The following is a 19,672-nucleotide window of genomic DNA, read 5'->3' as shown; positions in this document are numbered from 1 at the left end:
CTTTACAAGAAACAACGCAATAAGTACCGGGAAGTTCAGTCAACTTCGCCGGACCTATTACTTATTTATTGATAAACCCTTTGTAATGGCGTTTAATCAATTGACTTTCAATGGTCTTCATCGTATCCAATGCTACACCAATGACGATGAGCAATGTGGTACCTCCGATTTTAACGGAGCTAGGTAGTCCAGCAAGCGTTCCTAATCCAATAGGTAGAAGAGATATTGCAGCCAGGAAAATTGCACCCGTCATTGTAAGACGAGTCAGAACCCGCGTTAGATATTTCTCAGTCGCTTTACCAGGACGAATACCTGGAATATAACCACCGTTTTTCTTCATGTTGTCAGCCATTTGGTTCGGATTCATCTGCACGAATGTGTAGAAAAACGTAAATCCAATAATCATCAAGACATACAGTACCATTCCAAGTGGATAGTCGAACCTTAGATTCTGGGTGACCCATTTTGCCCAAGCATGCCCTGACCAAAAATTAGCAATAATAATTGGGAACTGCAGCAAAGATGATGCGAAAATGACTGGAATAACACCTGCCGCGTTGATCTTAAGCGGAATATGTGTATTCTGTCCACCATACATTTTGTTTCCTACCACACGTTTTGCATACTGCACCGGGATTTTACGAATCGCTTGCTGGATGTATATAACACCTGCAATGATCGCTACGATTACGATGAAAACAAGAATCGTTTTGATCGTATTCATAAATACCTGGCCTTCTTGAATGAAATTTGAAGTTGCCGTAGTACGAATGTACATCGGGATATTAGCTACAATCCCTGCAAAAATGATGATCGAGATACCGTTACCGATACCCTTTTCAGTAATTTGCTCACCCAGCCACATTAAGAATGCGGTACCGGCTGTCAATACAATCGCTATAAGCAGGTAATCTACAAATGTGGCATTCGGTATCATTTGGGCCGAGTACATTCGGTTAAACCCGATGGACATGGCGAATGCCTGAATCAGGCCCAATACTATCGTACCATAACGTGTCAATTGTGCCGATTTCTTTTTACCATGCTCGCCTTCTTTTGCCCATTCAGCAAGCTTTGGAATAACGTCCATCGACAACAACTGAACAATAATGGACGAGGTAATATACGGCATGATCCCGAGGGCGAGAATAGAGAATTGATGAAGCGCGCCACCCGAGAACGTGTTTAAAAGACCAAATAATTCGTTACCTTGCTGATTATTCGCTTGTGTCAGAACCGATTTGTCTACACCTGGAACAGGAACAAACGAACCAATACGGTAAACGATGAGAACTAACAAGGTGAACAGAATTCTTTTACGTAGGTCCGCAACACGCCATATATTCTTTAGGGTCTTAAACATTAGATCACCTCGGTTTTACCGCCGGCAGCCTCGATTTTCTCTACCGCAGATTGAGAGAACTTATTAGCTTTTACAGATAGTTTAACGGTTACTTCACCATTTCCAAGAATCTTGATGCCGCTCTTCGTATTTTTAACTACGCCGCTCTCCACCAAAAATTCAGGAGTTACTTCAGTACCTTCTGCAAAGTTGTTTAGTTCCTCGATGTTAATGACCGCATACTCTTTCCGCGTAGGATTTACGAAACCACGTTTTGGCAAACGACGATACAATGGGTTTTGTCCGCCTTCAAAGCCAGGACGTACGCCACCGCCAGAGCGGGAGTTTTGTCCTTTATGACCACGACCGGATGTTTTACCCGTTCCACTACTTGGACCGCGACCAACGCGTTTGCGTTCTTTACGGGAACCAGGAGCAGAAGAAAGTTCGTGTAACTTCATCGTTCGTTGCACCTCCTTATTATTTCTAGGTTAATCTTAGTAGATTAACCTTCAATTTCTGTTACAGATACAAGATGGTTCACTTTATTGATCATTCCGCGAATAGCAGGATTGTCGTTATGAACCACAATTGAATTAACTTTGCCCAAGCCAAGTGTTTTAACAGTCGTACGTTGAGTCTCAGGACGACCGATCAAACTACGAACGAGGGTGATTTGAAGTTTAGCCATGACATTCCCTCCTTAACCGCGTAGGTCTTCGACGGATTTGCCACGCAATTTAGCAACTTCCTCAATGCGTTTCAGACGGGACAAGCCCTCTAAAGTTGCATTGACCATGTTCATGGAGTTCGAAGAACCCAAAGATTTTGTCAAAATGTCACCTACACCAGCAAGTTCCAGTACAGCACGTACAGGACCACCAGCGATAACACCAGTACCTTCAGAAGCTGGCTTCAGAAGAACGCGTCCAGCGCCAAAGTGACCTGTTACCAAGTGAGGAATCGAAGTTCCTACGATTGGTACGTGAATAAGATTTTTCTTTGCATCATCAATGCCTTTACGGATGGCGTCAGGTACTTCGCCTGCTTTACCGATACCGGCACCAACGTAGCCTTTGCCATCTCCGACGACAACCAATGCGCTGAAGCTGAAGCGACGTCCACCTTTTACAACTTTAGCAACGCGGTTAATATTTACAACTCTTTCAGTCAGTTCTAAAGTATTCGGATCTACACGCAAGTCGTTAACCTCCTTTTTAAAAAATTCTAGAATTCTAAGCCAGCTTCACGAGCTGCATCAGCTAATGCTTGAATTCGTCCATGATACAGATATCCTCCACGGTCAAATACAACCGAAGTGTGGCCTTTATCTTTTGCACGCTTAGCAACCAATTCTCCAACCTGACGAGCAGACTCTACGCTGCCACCGTTTTTGATAGATTCGCTAATTTCTTTGTCTACTGTAGATGCCGATACGATTGTTACACCAGCAACGTCATCAATCAGTTGAGCATACATATGTTTAGAAGAACGGAAAACGTTCAGTCTAGGACGTTCTGCAGTTCCTTCAATTTTCTTACGGACACGCAGGTGACGTCTTACACGAGCTTTGTTCTTATCTTGTTTTGTAATCATGAGTTCCCTTTCACTCCTTTCAGTTTGCCATTACAGCTTCACTTTAAGACGCACGGGGTAAAGAGCAAGCAAGAAAAAATATATTATTTTTTCTTACCAGCTTTACCTTCCTTACGGATAATACGTTCACCTTCATACTTAATACCTTTACCTTTGTAAGGCTCAGGCTCGCGTACGGAACGAATTTTAGCAGCGTATTCACCAACGCGCTCTTTATCGATTCCTTTTACGATGATTTTCGTATTTGAAGGTAATTCGAATTCGATACCTGATTCTGGAGTGATTTCAACAGGATGAGAGTAACCAACGTTCAGAACGATTTTATCTCCGGATTTACTTGCACGATATCCGACCCCAACCAATTCCAGAGATTTCGAAAATCCATCAGTTACACCACTCACCATATTGCTGACTACGCTACGAGTCGTTCCGTGCAGGGAACGATGCGTTTTGTTATCTGATGGGCGCTCAACGACGATTTCGTTGTTATCAACCGTTACCTTCATGTCTTTATGAAGTTCACGAGTCAGAGTTCCTTTAGGTCCTTTAACAGTGATCACGGTGTTGTTTAGTGTGACATCCACACCACTTGGTACTGAGATTGGTTTGCGACCAATACGAGACATGTGTTGCACCTCCTTGTTTTGTGACGTGTATTACCAAACGTAGCAGACAACTTCTCCGCCGGATTTGGATTGACGAGCTTCTTTGTCGGTCATAATCCCCTTAGAAGTGGAGATAATCGCGATACCTAGACCGCCGAGAACACGAGGAATTTCGTTACTCTTCGTGTAAACGCGAAGGCCTGGCTTACTAATTCTTTTCAAACCGGTGATAACGCGCTCATTGTTCGCGCCGTATTTCAGGAAAACACGGATAATCCCTTGTTTACTATCATCGATATATTCAGCATCACGGATGAAACCTTCACGCTTCAAAATGTCAGCGATTTGTTTTTTCATCGTAGATGCGGGCATTTCTACAGTTTCGTGACGCACAGTGTTAGCGTTACGAATACGTGTAAGCATATCTGCAATTGGATCAGACATAGTCATTGTGTGTAAACCTCCTTCCCGTTTATGGACTTCTTACCAGCTTGCTTTTTTCACGCCAGGAATCTGGCCCTTATAAGCTAATTCACGGAAACAAATTCTGCAAACTTTGAACTTTTGCAGTACTGAATGTGGACGACCACAACGTTCGCAACGTGTATATGCACGTACTTTGTACTTAGGCGTACGTTGTTGTTTAACTTTCATCGAAGTTTTTGCCACTTAACCTGACACCTCCTAAAAATTTTCGGAGGAATGGATTTGCGAATTATTTCGCAAAAGGCATTCCCAATTGAGTGAGCAGCTCGCGGGACTCTTCGTCAGTTTTAGCTGTCGTTACGATAACGATATCCATACCACGAACTTTATCCACTTTATCATACTCAATCTCAGGGAAGATCAATTGTTCCTTGAGGCCAAGTGTGTAGTTACCACGTCCGTCAAATGCTTTCGTGGAAACACCATGGAAGTCACGAACACGTGGAAGTGTAACGTTGAACAATTTGTCCAAGAAGTAATACATGCGCTCTCCACGCAACGTTACCTTAACACCGATCGGCATATTTTCACGAAGTTTAAATCCAGCGATGGATTTCTTAGCGCGAGTAATGACTGGTTTTTGACCAGAAATCAACTGCATATCACTTACTGCGGCATCAAGCACTTTAGAGTTCGAAACAGCTTCACCAACACCCATGTTGATAACAACTTTTTCGATTTTCGGCACTTGCATAACCGTAGAATAGCTAAACTTCTGCATCAAAGCAGGAGTAATTTCATTCAGAAAACGATCTTTCATTCTTGTAGACATGAATCATGGACCTCCTTTCTTTACTGTTCGATTAGTCGATGATTTCTCCGGATCTTTTCGCTACACGAACCTTCTTACCGTTATCGAGCACTTTGTAACCTACACGGGTTACTTTACCGCTCTTAGGATCAAGATGCATCACGTTAGATACATGGATCGGTGCTTCTTGTTCAAGAATTCCGCCTTGAGGGTTGGACTGGTTTGGCTTCTGGTGCTTCTTCACCATGTTTACACCTTCAACCAGTACACGGTTTTCACGTGGATAAGCTGCAATGACGCGACCTTTTTTGCCTTTGTCTTTACCGCTGATTACGAGAACATTATCGTCTTTTTTCACGTGAAGCTTGTGGCTGTGAGATTCCAGAACTTTTTTCACTTTTGGCATTTGTTACACCTCCTGCGGCTTGCTGATGCAAGCGTAACTTGAAACTATTTTTCATTCGGATAACCGAAGTTTGTATATATTAGATAACTTCCGGAGCCAAGGAAACGATTTTCATGAAATCTTTATCGCGAAGTTCGCGAGCCACAGTCCGAAAATACGTGTTCCGCGTGGTCCTTTGTCATCCTTGACAACAACCGCTGCGTTTTCGTCAAATGCGATGTAAGATCCGTCTTTACGACGAACAGAACGCTTCGTACGAACGACAACTGCTTTAACAACATCACCTTTTTTGACAACGCCGCCTGGTGTTGCTTGTTTAACGGAACAAACGATTAAATCACCGATTGCAGCAGTGCGACGTCCTGTACCACCCAAAACGCGGATACACATAAGTTCTTTCGCACCGGAATTGTCAGCTACATGCAGACGTGTAAATGGTTGAATCATTGTAATTTCCTCCTTTCGGAAAAACTATCTCTATCTTTAGACGATTACTGCCGTTTCAACGATCTCTACCAGTCTCCAACATTTATCTTTGGATAGTGGGCGAGTTTCCATGATTTTAACAGTATCTCCGATTTTTGCTGTATTGTTCTCATCATGCGCTTTAAATTTCTTAGTCGATTTAATGCGTTTATGATAAAGATTATGCTTTTTGTAAGTTTCAACAGCTACAACAATGGTTTTATCCATTTTGTCACTGACTACTTTACCAACTTGCACTTTACGAGCATTACGTTCTTCACTCATAGTTAGCCTCCTTCCTGAATACAGACGGTTGCGAATGTATCAATTAACTAATCCCAAGTTCTCTTTCACGAACAACGGTTTTAGCACGAGCTATTTCTTTACGAACATCACGGATCCGAGTGGGGTTATCAAGCTGTCCGGTAGCCAATTGAAAACGGAGGTTAAAGAGTTCTTCTTTAAATCCCGCAATCTTTTGCTCGATTTCTGCAGTGGTTAAGTTACGCAGATCATTAGCTTTCATTTGCTTCACCACCCAATTCTTCACGTTTCACAAACTTCGTTTTGATCGGCAGCTTGTGAGCGGCGAGACGCATCGCTTCACGAGCGATTTCCTCTGACACGCCTCCAAGTTCGAACATGATCTTGCCTGGTTTAACCACGGCAACCCATTTTTCAACATTACCTTTACCACTACCCATCCGCACTTCGAGAGGCTTTTGAGTAATCGGTTTATCAGGGAAAATTTTAATCCACACTTTACCACCACGTTTGATGTAGCGCGTCATAGCAATACGAGCAGCTTCGATCTGACGGTTAGTGATCCAAGTTGGCTCTAGAGCTTGTAAACCGAATTCGCCGAAGCTTACTTCAGTTCCGCCTTTTGCCATACCTTTCATGTGTCCGCGTTGTTGCTTACGGTGTTTTACACGTTTTGGTACCAACATGTTAGTTGCCTCCTTCCTGAGCAGCTTGTTTCTTAGCCGGAGGAAGTACCTCACCACGATAGATCCATACTTTTACGCCGATACGGCCATAAGTAGTATGCGCTTCTGCTGTACCATAGTCAATATCAGCACGAAGCGTATGAAGAGGAACTGTTCCTTCACTGTATCCTTCCGAACGAGCGATCTCAGCACCGCCAAGACGTCCGCCGACTTGAGTTTTAATTCCTTTTGCACCAGAGCGCATTGTTCTTTGAATCGCTTGTTTCAAAGCGCGACGGAAAGATACACGACGTTCCAATTGTTGAGCGATACTTTCAGCAACCAAGATTGCATCCAGATCCGCATGTTTAATTTCGGAGATATTGATGTGAACTTTCTTACCGCCTGCAATTTTAGTAACTTGGCTCCGTAGTACTTCTACTTCAGATCCGCCTTTACCAATAACCATACCTGGTTTCGCAGTGTGGATCGTAACATTCACACGGTTTGCTGCTCTCTCAATCTCGATGTGAGAAACAGCAGAGTCTTTAAGTTTATTCTTAAGATACTCACGAATTTTGACGTCTTCCATTAGAAGAGTACCAAAATCTTTGCCTGCATACCATTTTGATTCCCAATCACGAATAATACCGATCCGGAGTCCGACTGGATTTACTTTTTGGCCCACACGTTATCCCTCCTTATTTTTCAGATACCACCAAAGAAATGTGGCTAGTACGTTTATTGATTCGGCTCGCACGTCCCATAGCACGTGGACGGAATCGTTTCATTGTTGGTCCTTGGTTAACGAAAACCTCAGAAACAACTAATTTATTAATATCCAAAGAGTAGTTATGTTCAGCATTAGCAATCGCTGAATTTAGAAGCTTCTCTACTACTAGGGAAGCCGATTTCGGAGTGTGGCGAAGAATGGCAATAGCCTCACCAACTTGCTTACCGCGGATCAAGTCAACAACCAGTTTGACTTTACGAGGAGCAATCCGAATGGATTTTGCATGTGCTTTTGCTTCCATTGTTTTACCTCCTTTCAAACAAAGAGATTCAAATTATCTTCTTGTCTTCTTGTCGTCGTCCGTATGACCTTTGTAAGTACGTGTTGGAGCGAATTCGCCCAATTTGTGACCTACCATGTCTTCCGTTACATATACAGGAACGTGTTTGCGTCCATCATATACACCGAACGTGTGACCGATAAATTGTGGGAAAATCGTTGAACGACGGGACCAAGTTTTGATAACAGCCTTTTTGCTCGCTTCGTTCATGTCTTCCACTTTCTTTAGCAGGTACCCATCAATGAAGGGTCCTTTTTTCAAACTGCGACTCATATATATATCCTCCCTTCGTCCAATCTCTCGTTACTTTCGGCACTTCACAAAGTTATGCACAGCGTGCATTATTTTGTGCGGCGGCGAACGATATATTTGTCAGAAGCTTTTCCTTTTTTACGCGTTTTGTAACCAAGAGTTGGTTTACCCCATGGAGACATTGGCGATTTACGTCCGATTGGAGCGCGTCCTTCACCACCACCGTGTGGGTGATCGTTAGGGTTCATTACTACTCCGCGTACTTCTGGACGTTGTCCCTTCCAGCGGTTACGTCCTGCTTTACCAATCTTAATAAGTTCGTGGTCTTCGTTACCAACAGAACCGATTGTAGCGCGACATACTTTAAGAAGTTTACGTACTTCTCCAGAAGACAAACGTACGGATACGTATTTCTCTTCTTTACCAAGAAGTTGAGCTTCAGTACCAGCTGCACGAACCAATTGTCCGCCTTTACCTGGTTGAAGTTCGATGTTGTGGATAACAGTACCTACTGGAATGTTTTCCATTGGAAGCGAGTTACCGATTTTGATGTCGGCACTTGGTCCGGACTCAATGCGATCTCCAACTTTCAGACCTTTAGGAGCGATAATGTAGCGTTTCTCTCCATCTGCATAGTGGATCAAAGCAATGTTAGACGTACGGTTCGGGTCATACTCGATTGTAGCAACGCTACCTGGTATGCCGTCTTTAGTGCGTTTGAAATCGATAATACGGTATTTACGTTTGTGTCCGCCGCCGTGGTGACGAACTGTAATTTTACCTTGGTTGTTACGACCAGCAGTTTTGCTAAGTGGAGCAAGCAACGATTTCTCTGGTTGGTCTGTGGTGATTTCTTCAAATGTAGATACTGACATACCACGTCTAGACGGGGTGGTCGGTTTATACTTTTTAATAGGCACAGATATTCCTCCTTACTCTACAGATTCAAAAAACTCTAGCGCTTTACTGTCTTTGCTCAGCGTTACAATGGCTTTTTTCCACTCGGTTGTGTAACCGTTGTATTTACCATAACGCTTAGGTTTAGCAGGAACACGCATTGTGTTAACGTTTGTTACTTTAACTTTGAAGATTGATTCAATAGCATGTTTGATTTCCGTCTTATTCGAACGAATATCTACTTCAAAAGCATATTTCATATCGCTCATGTAGTCAGCAGTACGTTCAGTAATAACCGGGCGTTTAATAATATCACGAGGATCTTTCATTACGCGAGCACCTCCTCTACCTTCTGAACTGCTTCTTTCGTAATGATCAGCTTGTCGTACAATAGTACGTCAAGAACATTAATGCCGTCTGCCGCTACGAATTTCACTCCAGGAATGTTACGTGCGGAAAGAGCTACATTATCATCATAACTAGGAGCTACAATCAGAGCTTTACGATCTACTTTAAGGTTGTTTAAGATTGCTACGAAATCTTTGGTTTTAGCTGAAGTCAGCGCCAAAGCATCAAGCACAATCAGGTTATTGTCGATCACTTTAGAAGACAATGCGGATTTAATAGCTAGACGACGAACTTTTTTAGGAAGTTTGAACGTGTAGCTGCGCGGTGTTGGGCCGAAAACGACGCCGCCGCCTTTCCATTGTGGTGAACGAATCGATCCTTGACGAGCACGTCCGGTTCCTTTTTGTTTCCAAGGTTTACGTCCGCCGCCACGCACTTCAGAACGACCTTTCACTTTATGTGTACCACGACGCAAAGACGCTCTTTGCAAGAGTACAGCTTGATTTAGCACGTGTACGTTAGGTTCGATACCGAAAACTGCATCATTCAGTTCCAGTTCTCCCACTTCGCCACCGCCAACATTAAAAAGTGTTACTTTAGGCATTGTTTGTTCCTCCTTTCTTCAGGTAATTATTTTTTCACCGTTTGATGAACTTTTACATAACCATTCTTTTGGCCTGGTACAGCGCCTTTAACAAGAATAACGTTACGTTCTACATCAACTCGGATTATTTCAAGTTTTTGTACTGTAATTGTAGTATGGCCCATATGTCCTGGCAGACGTTTTCCTTTAGGAACACGGTTTGCTTGGATAGAACCCATTGAACCTGGTCTACGGTGATAACGCGATCCGTGAGACATTGGTCCGCGGCTTTGACCCCAACGTTTAATTACACCTTGGAAACCTTTACCTTTGGAAGTACCTGTTACGTCAACGAATTCGCCTTCTGCGAAGACATCAGCCTTCAATTCCTGGCCAACTTCATACGAAGAGAGATCAATACCACGAATTTCGCGAACGTAGCGCTTAGGTGCAGTGTTTGCTTTCTTAGCATGTCCTGCTTCCGGCTTAGTAGCGTTCTTTTCTTTTTTATCAGAAAAGCCTAGTTGGATCGCTTCGTAGCCATCGTTTTCAATATCTTTCTTTTGCAGAATCACACAAGGACCTGCTTCGATTACCGTTACAGGAATTACGTTACCCTCTGGGGTAAACACTTGAGTCATTCCGAGTTTTTTTCCTAAGATACCTTTCATGTTGACACCTCATTTCCCTTCTTAATTCCATTACGGAAAATTACAATTTAATTTCGATATCTACACCGGACGGCAGGTCCAAGCGCATAAGAGCATCCACAGTTTGTGGAGTTGGGTTTACAATGTCGATCAAACGCTTATGTGTGCGCATTTCGAATTGTTCCCGAGAATCCTTATACTTGTGTACCGCACGGAGAATAGTAATAATTTGTTTTTCAGTTGGAAGTGGAATCGGTCCAGATACACCAGCACCCGAACGTTTTGCAGTTTCAACAATTTTCTCAGCGGATTGATCAAGAATTCTGTGATCATAAGCTTTCAAACGAATACGAATCTTTTGCTTTGCCATTTTAGTCCCTCCTTCTATCGCCCAATTTGGTATCGGACATACTCCGTGAAAATTTTCTAACACATCGCTCCATGCAAAGGGGCCGGGTGTGTCAGTAACCTCTCACATCATCGCAACGTCTCAGAACAACATTTATTATTATATATAAAGAATAGACACTTTGCAAGCTTTTAAAGAAATCATTCTCGATTTATTTGAAAGATTCAGTATTATTCTTAAAATAGTCACTTCTTTTATTATATATAAAGCTACTCAATAAAAAAAACAAGGTATGCTGCCTTCACGAGGAAGTCGCATACCTTGTCTCTTATAGTTACAGTACATCGTTGCTAGTTACAGTACATTGTTGCTTTATCGAAGCTTACGCCTTTATTATTTAGAGATTGTTGCTACCGCACCGGCACCAACTGTACGTCCGCCTTCACGAATAGAGAACTTAGTTCCTTCTTCGATTGCGATCGGGTTGATTAGGGCAACAGTAACAGTGATGTTATCACCAGGCATTACCATTTCAGTACCTTCTGGCAATGTGATGATACCAGTTACGTCAGTTGTACGGAAGTAGAACTGTGGACGGTAACCAGTGAAGAAAGGTTTATGACGTCCGCCTTCTTCTTTAGTCAACACGTAGATTTGTGCAGAGAACTCAGTGTGAGGTTTAACAGTACCTGGCTTAGCAAGTACTTGACCACGCTCGATTTGAGTACGATCTACACCACGAAGCAATGCTCCGATGTTGTCACCAGCTTGAGCGGAATCAAGCAATTTGCGGAACATTTCCACACCAGTAACAACGGATTTTTTGGATTCTTCATGAATACCAATGATTTCGATTTCTTCGCCGACTTTAACAGTACCACGCTCTACACGACCTGTAGCAACTGTACCGCGACCAGTGATAGAGAATACGTCCTCGACAGGCATCAAGAAAGGCTTGTCAGTGTCACGTACTGGGTCTGGAACGTAAGTGTCGATGATTTCGAACATTTCAACGATTTTCTTAGCCCAATCGCCATCAGGGTTTTGCAACGCTTCACGAGCAGAACCTTGGATGATTGGAGTGTCGTCGCCTGGGAAATCATATTCAGTGAGCAAGTCACGAACTTCCATTTCAACCAATTCCAACAACTCTTCGTCTTCAACCATATCACATTTGTTCAAGAATACTACGATGTAAGGAACACCTACTTGGCGGGACAATAGGATGTGTTCGCGAGTTTGTGGCATAGGGCCATCAGCTGCGGATACAACCAAGATTGCTCCGTCCATTTGTGCAGCACCAGTGATCATGTTTTTAACATAGTCGGCGTGACCTGGGCAGTCAACGTGTGCATAGTGACGGTTAGGTGTTTCATATTCAACGTGTGCAGTAGAAATTGTGATACCGCGCTCGCGCTCTTCTGGAGCTTTATCGATTTGGTCAAATGCTACAGCAGCACCACCATAAGTTTTAGACAATACAGTAGTGATTGCTGCAGTCAATGTTGTTTTACCATGGTCGACGTGACCGATAGTACCAATATTAACGTGGGTTTTGTTACGTTCAAACTTTGCCTTTGCCATTTGAACAATTCCTCCTTAAATGGATTGATTCTTTGTGTATGTTAGACTAACCGATCATCATGCAATGTGATCTGAGACGTTGGATGTGCTCGGTTAGTATTTAAAACGTGATATTACTCAGCAGTTCCTTTTTGCTTAGAGATAATCTCTTCAGAGATGCCCTTAGGAACTTCATCATAGTGAGACAGTTCCATTGAGAACACACCGCGTCCTTGTGTACCAGAACGAAGCGTAGTTGAGTAACCGAACATTTCGGACAATGGTACCTTCGCACGAATAATTTGAGCTCCAGAGCGAGTATCCATACCTTCGATTCTTCCGCGGCGGGAGTTCAACATACCCATTACGTCGCCCATGTATTCCTCAGGGACAGTAACTTCAACTTTCATGATTGGCTCAAGCAGTACTGGCTTACACTTGTCTTTAGCTGCTTTCAGAGCTAAGGAACCGGCAACTTTAAACGCCATTTCATTGGAGTCAACATCGTGGTACGATCCGTCTACAATTGTAGCTTTAACGTCTACAAGAGGGAAGCCGGCAAGGACACCATTCTTCATGTTTTCTTCAATACCTGCTAGTGCTGGCTGAACGTATTCTCTTGGTACAGAACCACCGACAACTTTACTTTCGAACTGGCTGCCTGTTCCTGGCTCAAGAGGTTCAAACTCAACCCATACGTGTCCATATTGTCCACGACCACCGGATTGACGAACGAATTTACCTTCAACACGAGCAGCTTGACGGAAGGTTTCACGGTAAGCAACTTGTGGTTTACCCACGTTAGTTTCTACCTTGAACTCACGACGCATACGGTCAATGATGATGTCTAGGTGAAGCTCACCCATACCAGCCAAAATAGTTTGACCAGTTTCTTCATCTGTGTGCGCACGAAGTGTAGGATCTTCTTCTGTCAATTTGCCTAGGGCTACGCCCATTTTGTCTTGGTCAGCCTTCGTCTTAGGTTCTACAGCGATTTCAATAACTGGATCCGGGAAGTTCATGGATTCAAGAATTACCGGATGTTTCTCATCACAAAGTGTATCACCTGTACCTGTGTCTTTCAAACCTACAGCAGAAGCGATATCTCCACAGTAAACTTCAGAGATCTCTTGACGACTGTTTGCATGCATTTGAAGGATACGTCCGATACGTTCGCGTTTGCCTTTAGTTGCATTCAGTACATACGATCCGGATTGCAATACACCCGAGTATACACGGAAGAACGTAAGCTTACCAACGTAAGGGTCAGTCATGATTTTAAATGCAAGCGCTGCGAAAGGCTCGCTATCATCAGAGCGACGAACCGTTTCTGAACCATCTTCAAGATGACCCGTAATAGCAGGTACATCTGTAGGAGCTGGCAAGTAATCAACAACAGCATCCAACATCAGCTGAACACCTTTGTTACGGTAAGAAGAGCCACAAATAACTGGGAAGATTTTAACTTCAACAACACCCTTACGAAGTGCTGCTTTAAGTTCTGGAACAGTGATTTCCTCACCTTCCAGGTACTTCATTGTTAATTCTTCATCCAATTCTGCAACTTTCTCAATCAATTCTGCACGAAGTTCTTCTACTTTCTCTTTGAACTCCTCAGGAATATCAGTTTCCTCGATATCTTGACCCAAATCATCTTTGTACATATGAGCTCTTTGCTCAACAAGGTCAATGATACCAAGGAAGTCATTTTCTGCACCGATTGGCAATTGAATTGCAACAGCGTTTGCTTGCAGACGATCACGCATATCAGATACAACGTTCAAGTAGTCAGCACCAATAATATCCATCTTGTTTACATATGCAATACGTGGTACGCCATAACGATCAGCCTGTCTCCAAACGGTTTCAGACTGAGGCTCAACGCCCTCTTTTGCACTGAAAACACCAACTGCCCCATCCAATACACGAAGGGAACGTTCAACTTCAACTGTGAAGTCAACGTGCCCCGGGGTGTCAATGATATTTACGCGGTGACCTTTCCAAGAAGCGGTCGTCGCAGCGGAAGTAATCGTGATCCCGCGCTCTTGTTCTTGCTCCATCCAGTCCATTGTAGCAGCACCCTCGTGAACTTCACCGATTTTGTGCGTACGGCCTGTATAGAACAAGATCCGCTCCGTAGTGGTCGTTTTACCAGCGTCAATATGAGCCATGATCCCGATGTTACGTGTATTTTTCAAGGAGAACTCTCTAGCCATAAATCAGTCTCCCTTCAAAATAATATTTTATAGTTAACTGAATCCTACCAACGGTAGTGAGCAAACGCTTTGTTCGCTTCAGCCATTTTGTGTGTATCTTCGCGTTTCTTAACAGAAGCGCCTGTGTTGTTGGAAGCATCAATAATTTCAGCTGCCAAACGTTCTTCCATCGTCTTCTCACCGCGGTTACGGGAGTAGTTTACGAGCCAACGTAATCCCAAAGCAGTACGTCTCTCTGGTTTTACTTCGATTGGCACTTGGTAGTTAGAACCGCCGACACGACGAGCTTTAACTTCCAATACTGGCATGATGTTCTTGATAGCTGCTTCAAACACTTCCATAGGGTCTTTACCCGTACGTTCTTGAATTAACTTGAACGCGTTATATAGAATGCTTGCAGCAACACCTCTCTTACCATCCAGCATAATGCGGTTGATCAAACGAGTAACCAACTTGCTGTTATACAATGGATCTGGCAATACGTCTCTTTTGGTAACTGGACCTTTGCGTGGCATGGATATCCCCCTTTCTTAAGTCATGTATTCATTGTAATATTATGATTTTTTTACTTTTGGACGTTTAGCACCGTATTTAGAACGAGCTTGCATACGGTTGTTAACACCAGCTGTATCTAAAGCACCGCGAACGATATGGTAACGAACCCCTGCAAGGTCCTTAACTTTACCTCCACGAATCAATACTACACTGTGTTCTTGAAGATTGTGTCCAATACCCGGGATGTATGCTGTCACCTCGATGCGGTTCGTCAAACGAACACGGGCATATTTACGAAGCGCTGAGTTCGGTTTACGTGGAGTCATTGTGCCCACACGAGTACAAACACCGCGTTTTTGTGGAGCGCTCAAATCCGTTTCTTCACGTTTCAAAGCGTTAAACCCTTTTTGAAGAGCTGGAGACTTTGATTTGTAAATTTTGGCTTGACGTCCTTTACGAACTAGTTGGTTAATAGTTGGCATGTTGCCACCCCCTTCCTTTATTGTTCATTCTCTTGATAAACCTCATTATTAAGTCCACAGACCCAGGCGGTTCATAAAAGAACAAATGAAAAGTCTTTGTCAGAAGAAAATAAGCGTTCTTCAACAAAAACATCTCTGATACTATTGTTTAATGATGGCAGCCATAGCTGCACCCACTTCAATTCCACATGCTTTACCTAAGTGCTGCATGGTATCCACGTAAGTAATCTTCACGTTGTGCTTACTGCACAAGGACACTATCTTTGAAACGAGCCGTTGATCCGCATCTTCAGCTACATAAACTTCAGTAGCTTGGCCCAACTCAACAACCTTTATGGTCTGTTTGGCACCGATCTTGACATGAGCATCCTGTAAACCTTTATCATTAGACATCTTAGGATTCCTCCAAAAGCACAGGGATACATCAACTACTCACGCACCTTTGCTATATTAGCACCTGCGTATAACATTGTCAAGAGTTTCAATGATTATTACTTTGAAAATAATAACACACTGCGAAAGACTTTGCCAAGGCCTAGTCCCTCGCAGTGCATCAATTGTTTAATCTACAGTTACTGTTTCCAATGCTTTAGCATCGCTGCCTTCAGCTTGAGGGTCATCAAATTTCACACTGCGGTAACGGTTCATACCAGTACCAGCAGGGATTAGCTTACCAATGATGACATTTTCTTTCAAGCCAAGCAATTGGTCAACTTTACCTTTGATAGCCGCATCAGTAAGAACCCGAGTGGTTTCTTGGAATGATGCTGCAGACAAGAATGAATCAGTTTCCAAAGATGCTTTCGTAATACCAAGTAGTACCGGTTTAGCAACTGCCGGTTCTTTACCCGCAAGAATAGCTTCTTTATTTGCTGCTTCATATTCATGAATATCAGAGAATGATCCAGGCAACAGCTTCGTATCTCCAGCATCTACGATGCGAATTTTACGTAGCATTTGTTTGATCATAACTTCGACGTGTTTATCGTTGATTTCTACACCCTGGTTACGATATACGCGTTGTACCTCTTGCAAAATGTAGTTTTGCACTCCACGAATACCTTTAATACGTAACATTTCTTTAGGGTCAATAGAACCATCAGTCAACTCGTCACCAGCTTCGATTTCCATACCTTCGCTAACACGTAAACGTGATCCGTAGGTAATCGAGTACGTTTTGGTTTCTGCTTCGCCTTGGACTTCAATTTCACGACGGTCCTTAGCTTCACGAATTTCCTTCACGACACCATCAATTTCACTGATTGTTGCTTGACCTTTTGGATTCCGTGCTTCAAACAGCTCTTGAATACGCGGTAGACCTTGGGTAATATCGTCTCCGGCAACACCACCGGTATGGAACGTACGCATAGTAAGCTGGGTTCCTGGTTCACCGATAGATTGAGCGGCAATAATACCAACCGCTTCTCCGATTTCCACGAATTTACCTGTTGCCAAGTTACGTCCATAACATTTCTTACATACTCCATGACGTGCACGGCAGCTGAGAACAGAACGAATTTGCAGTTTCTTCACGCCTGAATCAACAATTAGATTAGCTTTATCCGAATCGATTAGCTCGTTACGGCTGACCAGTACTTCACCTGTTTCCGGATGACGAACAGTCTCAAAGCAATATCGACCTTCAATACGATCATACAGATCCTCGATAACTTCCTTACCGTCTTGAATCCGGCTTACAGTGAAGCCCTTATCTGTACCACAGTCTTCCTCACGCACGATTACATCTTGCGCAACGTCAACCAGACGACGAGTTAGGTAACCCGAGTCAGCTGTACGAAGTGCTGTATCCGCCAGACCTTTACGAGCACCGTGAGTAGATAGGAAGTACTCGAGTACTGTTAGTCCTTCACGGAAGTTCGATTTAATTGGTAGCTCGATGATACGACCAGATGGGTTTGCCATCAGACCACGCATACCACCCAGCTGAGTGATCTGCGATTTGTTACCCCGTGCTTTGGAGTCAACCATGAGCATGATGGAGTTAAAACGATCCATCGATTTCATAAGCACTTCGGTAATTTCGTCTTTCGTTTTAGACCAGATATCGATAACGCGGTCATAACGCTCTTCATTCGTAATCAAGCCACGACGGTATTGGTTCGTAACTACAGCAACCTTAGCATCGGATTCCTTAAGAATTTCTTGCTTCTCATCAGGCACGATAACGTCAGATACTGCAACTGTAACACCAGCTCGAGTTGAGTAAGTGAATCCGAGCTTCTTAATATCATCCAAGATAACCGAAGTTTTCGTTGTGTGATAAATTTCGAAACAACGCGCGATGATTTGACCAAGATACTCTTTACCCACAGCGCTACTAATTGGAAGATCATTCATCAATTCACGGATGTTAGCACCCTTTTCATACACGAAGTACTTCTCAGCGGTACCATTAAACAAGTTATCACGCGTAGCTTCGTTAATATAAGGGAAACTACTTGGGTAAATTTCATTGAAAATGATGCGACCCACAGTAGTCATAAGCATTGCTTCTTGTTGCTTATCTGTAAAGCTTGTTTTACCAAGCGCTTTTACTGGAATAGCTACGCGAGCATGCAAACCTGCCGTACCACGTTGATAAGCTGATACTGCTTCGTTGACTGTACGCAGGATCATTCCTGAACCTTTTTCTTCTTTGTTATCCATAGTGAGATAGAAAGAACCAAGGACCATATCCTGTGATGGAGTTACAACTGGCTTACCATCTTTAGGGTTCAAGATGTTACCCGATGCTAGCATCAGAATACGAGATTCTGCTTGTGCTTCTGCAGACAACGGAACGTGAACCGCCATTTGGTCACCGTCAAAGTCGGCATTGTAAGCCGTACATACGAGCGGATGGAGTCGAATAGCATGGCCTTCAACCAAAATAGGTTCAAATGCTTGAATACCCAATCGGTGAAGCGTAGGTGCGCGGTTCAATAGAACCGGGTGCTCCTTAATAACTTCTTCTAGCACATCCCAAACTTCAGGACTGACGCGCTCTACCTTGCGTTTCGCACTCTTAATGTTATGAGCCAAACCTTTGTTAACCAATTCTTTCATGACGAATGGCTTGAACAATTCTAGAGCCATTTTCTTCGGCAGACCGCATTGGTACATTTTTAGGTAAGGTCCTACAACGATAACGGAACGACCAGAGTAGTCAACACGTTTACCGAGCAAGTTCTGGCGGAAACGTCCTTGTTTCCCTTTCAGCATATGGCTGAGGGACTTCAACGGACGGTTACCAGGACCCGTAACAGGACGACCACGACGGCCGTTATCTATCAATGCGTCAACTGCTTCTTGCAGCATACGCTTTTCATTCTGAACGATAATATCCGGTGCTCCTAGATCAAGCAGTCTTTTCAGACGGTTGTTCCGGTTGATTACCCGACGATATAGATCATTCAAGTCAGATGTTGCAAAACGCCCACCGTCTAGTTGAACCATCGGACGAAGCTCTGGTGGAATGACAGGAAGAACATCCATGATCATCCATTCAGGCTTATTACCGGAGTTACGGAAAGCTTCGATAACTTCAAGGCGTTTAATCGCACGATTACGACGTTGACCTTGAGCCGTACGAAGTTCTTCTTTTAGAAATTCCAATTCTTTCTCAACGTCGATGTCCTGAAGCAATTTCTTAACCGCCTCAGCACCCATACCCGCATGGAATCCATATCCGTATTTCTCACGATAACTACGATATTCCTTCTCGGACAAAAGTTGTTTTCGCTCGAGAGGCGTATCTCCTGGATCAGTTACAACATACGATGCAAAATAAATAATCTCTTCGAGTGATCTTGGAGACATATCTAGTGCCAGACCCATCCGGCTTGGAATACCTTTAAAATACCAGATGTGTGATACTGGAGCAGCCAATTCAATATGGCCCATGCGTTCCCGCCGGACTTTCGCCCGAGTTACTTCTACGCCACAACGGTCACAAACTACGCCTTTATAACGGACACGTTTGTATTTACCACAATGACATTCCCAATCCTTCGTTGGTCCGAAGATCTTTTCACAGAATAGACCTTCTTTTTCCGGTTTTAACGTACGATAGTTAATCGTTTCCGGTTTTTTAACTTCTCCGCGAGACCAAGAGCGAATTTTTTCAGGGGAAGCAAGCCCGATTTTCATGAATTCAAAATTGTTTACGTCCAACAAGGAGCAAC

General features: G+C 43.4%; 27 protein-coding genes and 1 pseudogene. All 28 read right to left on the bottom strand.

Annotated features, from left to right (window positions below; genetic code table 11):
• Window positions 1-61: 61 nt before the first annotated feature.
• The 28 genes and pseudogenes from secY to rpoC all read right to left on the bottom strand — a co-directional run bounded on the left by secY (window position 62) and on the right by rpoC (window position 19,664).
• Window positions 62-1,363, bottom strand: a complete 1,302-nt coding sequence (gene secY / locus JCM16418_RS19960) for a preprotein translocase subunit SecY (protein WP_036652528.1) — start codon at window positions 1,361-1,363, stop codon at window positions 62-64.
• On the bottom strand, window positions 1,363-1,803 hold the full coding sequence (rplO, locus tag JCM16418_RS19955; RefSeq protein ID WP_036652525.1) for a 50S ribosomal protein L15: 441 nt from the start codon (window positions 1,801-1,803) through the stop codon (window positions 1,363-1,365). Before rplO ends, secY begins: the two co-directional genes overlap by 1 nt.
• 44 nt (window positions 1,804-1,847) lie before the next feature.
• Window positions 1,848-2,033, bottom strand: a complete 186-nt coding sequence (rpmD, locus tag JCM16418_RS19950; protein WP_036652523.1) for a 50S ribosomal protein L30 — start codon at window positions 2,031-2,033, stop codon at window positions 1,848-1,850.
• A 12-nt stretch (window positions 2,034-2,045) separates the two neighbouring features.
• Window positions 2,046-2,543 (bottom strand): 30S ribosomal protein S5, encoded by a 498-nt coding sequence (rpsE, locus tag JCM16418_RS19945; protein WP_036652521.1) that lies wholly within the window; start codon window positions 2,541-2,543, stop codon window positions 2,046-2,048.
• A 26-nt stretch (window positions 2,544-2,569) separates the two neighbouring features.
• On the bottom strand, window positions 2,570-2,938 hold the full coding sequence (gene rplR / locus JCM16418_RS19940) for a 50S ribosomal protein L18 (RefSeq protein WP_036652519.1): 369 nt from the start codon (window positions 2,936-2,938) through the stop codon (window positions 2,570-2,572).
• Between the two features lie 83 nt (window positions 2,939-3,021).
• Entirely contained in the window at window positions 3,022-3,564 is a 543-nt protein-coding gene (rplF, locus tag JCM16418_RS19935; protein ID WP_036652518.1) for a 50S ribosomal protein L6, read from the bottom strand.
• 30 nt (window positions 3,565-3,594) lie between these two features.
• Entirely contained in the window at window positions 3,595-3,993 is a 399-nt protein-coding gene (gene rpsH, locus JCM16418_RS19930) for a 30S ribosomal protein S8 (RefSeq protein ID WP_036652516.1), read from the bottom strand.
• 33 nt (window positions 3,994-4,026) lie between these two features.
• Window positions 4,027-4,212: a type Z 30S ribosomal protein S14 gene (locus JCM16418_RS19925; protein ID WP_036652515.1), complete on the bottom strand. Its 186-nt coding sequence runs from the start codon at window positions 4,210-4,212 to the stop codon at window positions 4,027-4,029.
• A 46-nt stretch (window positions 4,213-4,258) separates the two neighbouring features.
• The gene (rplE, locus tag JCM16418_RS19920) at window positions 4,259-4,801 is read right to left on the bottom strand and encodes a 50S ribosomal protein L5 (RefSeq protein WP_036652513.1); all 543 of its coding nucleotides are present in this window, start codon (window positions 4,799-4,801) and stop codon (window positions 4,259-4,261) included.
• Between the two features lie 31 nt (window positions 4,802-4,832).
• Window positions 4,833-5,186 (bottom strand): 50S ribosomal protein L24, encoded by a 354-nt coding sequence (gene rplX / locus JCM16418_RS19915; RefSeq protein ID WP_052020592.1) that lies wholly within the window; start codon window positions 5,184-5,186, stop codon window positions 4,833-4,835.
• Window positions 5,187-5,265: 79 nt separating this feature from the next.
• Window positions 5,266-5,633 (bottom strand): annotated as a pseudogene (rplN, locus tag JCM16418_RS19910) (50S ribosomal protein L14).
• 36 nt (window positions 5,634-5,669) lie between these two features.
• Complete coding sequence (gene rpsQ, locus JCM16418_RS19905; protein WP_036652510.1) at window positions 5,670-5,936, bottom strand: 30S ribosomal protein S17; 267 nt, start codon at window positions 5,934-5,936, stop codon at window positions 5,670-5,672.
• Between the two features lie 43 nt (window positions 5,937-5,979).
• Window positions 5,980-6,177, bottom strand: a complete 198-nt coding sequence (gene rpmC / locus JCM16418_RS19900; RefSeq protein ID WP_036652507.1) for a 50S ribosomal protein L29 — start codon at window positions 6,175-6,177, stop codon at window positions 5,980-5,982.
• On the bottom strand, window positions 6,167-6,601 hold the full coding sequence (rplP, locus tag JCM16418_RS19895; protein WP_036652506.1) for a 50S ribosomal protein L16: 435 nt from the start codon (window positions 6,599-6,601) through the stop codon (window positions 6,167-6,169). The genes rpmC and rplP overlap by 11 nt, the downstream gene beginning before the upstream one ends.
• 1 nt (window position 6,602) lies before the next feature.
• Window positions 6,603-7,268: a 30S ribosomal protein S3 gene (rpsC, locus tag JCM16418_RS19890; protein ID WP_036652504.1), complete on the bottom strand. Its 666-nt coding sequence runs from the start codon at window positions 7,266-7,268 to the stop codon at window positions 6,603-6,605.
• Window positions 7,269-7,281: 13 nt separating this feature from the next.
• Window positions 7,282-7,614 carry a 50S ribosomal protein L22 gene (gene rplV / locus JCM16418_RS19885; RefSeq protein ID WP_036652502.1) on the bottom strand — a complete coding sequence of 111 codons (333 nt, stop codon included), beginning with the start codon at window positions 7,612-7,614 and terminating at the stop codon, window positions 7,282-7,284.
• A gap of 33 nt (window positions 7,615-7,647) precedes the next feature.
• On the bottom strand, window positions 7,648-7,926 hold the full coding sequence (gene rpsS / locus JCM16418_RS19880; protein ID WP_036652500.1) for a 30S ribosomal protein S19: 279 nt from the start codon (window positions 7,924-7,926) through the stop codon (window positions 7,648-7,650).
• Window positions 7,927-7,994: 68 nt separating this feature from the next.
• Entirely contained in the window at window positions 7,995-8,825 is an 831-nt protein-coding gene (gene rplB / locus JCM16418_RS19875) for a 50S ribosomal protein L2 (protein WP_036652498.1), read from the bottom strand.
• A 12-nt stretch (window positions 8,826-8,837) separates the two neighbouring features.
• The gene (rplW, locus tag JCM16418_RS19870) at window positions 8,838-9,131 is read right to left on the bottom strand and encodes a 50S ribosomal protein L23 (protein WP_036652496.1); all 294 of its coding nucleotides are present in this window, start codon (window positions 9,129-9,131) and stop codon (window positions 8,838-8,840) included.
• On the bottom strand, window positions 9,131-9,754 hold the full coding sequence (gene rplD / locus JCM16418_RS19865) for a 50S ribosomal protein L4 (protein ID WP_036652495.1): 624 nt from the start codon (window positions 9,752-9,754) through the stop codon (window positions 9,131-9,133). Before rplD ends, rplW begins: the two co-directional genes overlap by 1 nt.
• Before the next feature lie 26 nt (window positions 9,755-9,780).
• On the bottom strand, window positions 9,781-10,404 hold the full coding sequence (rplC, locus tag JCM16418_RS19860; RefSeq protein ID WP_036652493.1) for a 50S ribosomal protein L3: 624 nt from the start codon (window positions 10,402-10,404) through the stop codon (window positions 9,781-9,783).
• Between the two features lie 40 nt (window positions 10,405-10,444).
• On the bottom strand, window positions 10,445-10,753 hold the full coding sequence (rpsJ, locus tag JCM16418_RS19855; RefSeq protein ID WP_005544556.1) for a 30S ribosomal protein S10: 309 nt from the start codon (window positions 10,751-10,753) through the stop codon (window positions 10,445-10,447).
• 372 nt (window positions 10,754-11,125) lie between these two features.
• Window positions 11,126-12,316 carry an elongation factor Tu gene (gene tuf / locus JCM16418_RS19850; protein ID WP_036652491.1) on the bottom strand — a complete coding sequence of 397 codons (1,191 nt, stop codon included), beginning with the start codon at window positions 12,314-12,316 and terminating at the stop codon, window positions 11,126-11,128.
• 113 nt (window positions 12,317-12,429) lie between these two features.
• Entirely contained in the window at window positions 12,430-14,511 is a 2,082-nt protein-coding gene (fusA, locus tag JCM16418_RS19845) for an elongation factor G (protein ID WP_036652489.1), read from the bottom strand.
• A 44-nt stretch (window positions 14,512-14,555) separates the two neighbouring features.
• Entirely contained in the window at window positions 14,556-15,026 is a 471-nt protein-coding gene (gene rpsG, locus JCM16418_RS19840; RefSeq protein WP_036652487.1) for a 30S ribosomal protein S7, read from the bottom strand.
• Window positions 15,027-15,065: 39 nt separating this feature from the next.
• A complete protein-coding gene (gene rpsL / locus JCM16418_RS19835) occupies window positions 15,066-15,488 on the bottom strand; it encodes a 30S ribosomal protein S12 (protein ID WP_036652485.1) in 423 nt (140 codons plus the stop codon).
• Window positions 15,489-15,629: 141 nt separating this feature from the next.
• The gene (locus tag JCM16418_RS19830) at window positions 15,630-15,881 is read right to left on the bottom strand and encodes a ribosomal L7Ae/L30e/S12e/Gadd45 family protein (RefSeq protein ID WP_036652483.1); all 252 of its coding nucleotides are present in this window, start codon (window positions 15,879-15,881) and stop codon (window positions 15,630-15,632) included.
• 168 nt (window positions 15,882-16,049) lie between these two features.
• The gene (gene rpoC, locus JCM16418_RS19825) at window positions 16,050-19,664 is read right to left on the bottom strand and encodes a DNA-directed RNA polymerase subunit beta' (protein ID WP_036652481.1); all 3,615 of its coding nucleotides are present in this window, start codon (window positions 19,662-19,664) and stop codon (window positions 16,050-16,052) included.
• Window positions 19,665-19,672 lie beyond the last annotated feature (8 nt).

Source organism: Paenibacillus pini JCM 16418 (genome assembly GCF_000576305.1).
In the GTDB taxonomy this organism is placed as follows: Bacteria; Bacillota; Bacilli; order Paenibacillales; family Paenibacillaceae; genus Paenibacillus_AQ; species Paenibacillus_AQ pini.
The sequence above is the reverse complement of the archived record's forward strand: the minus strand, read 5'-3'. Positions and strand labels throughout refer to the sequence as shown.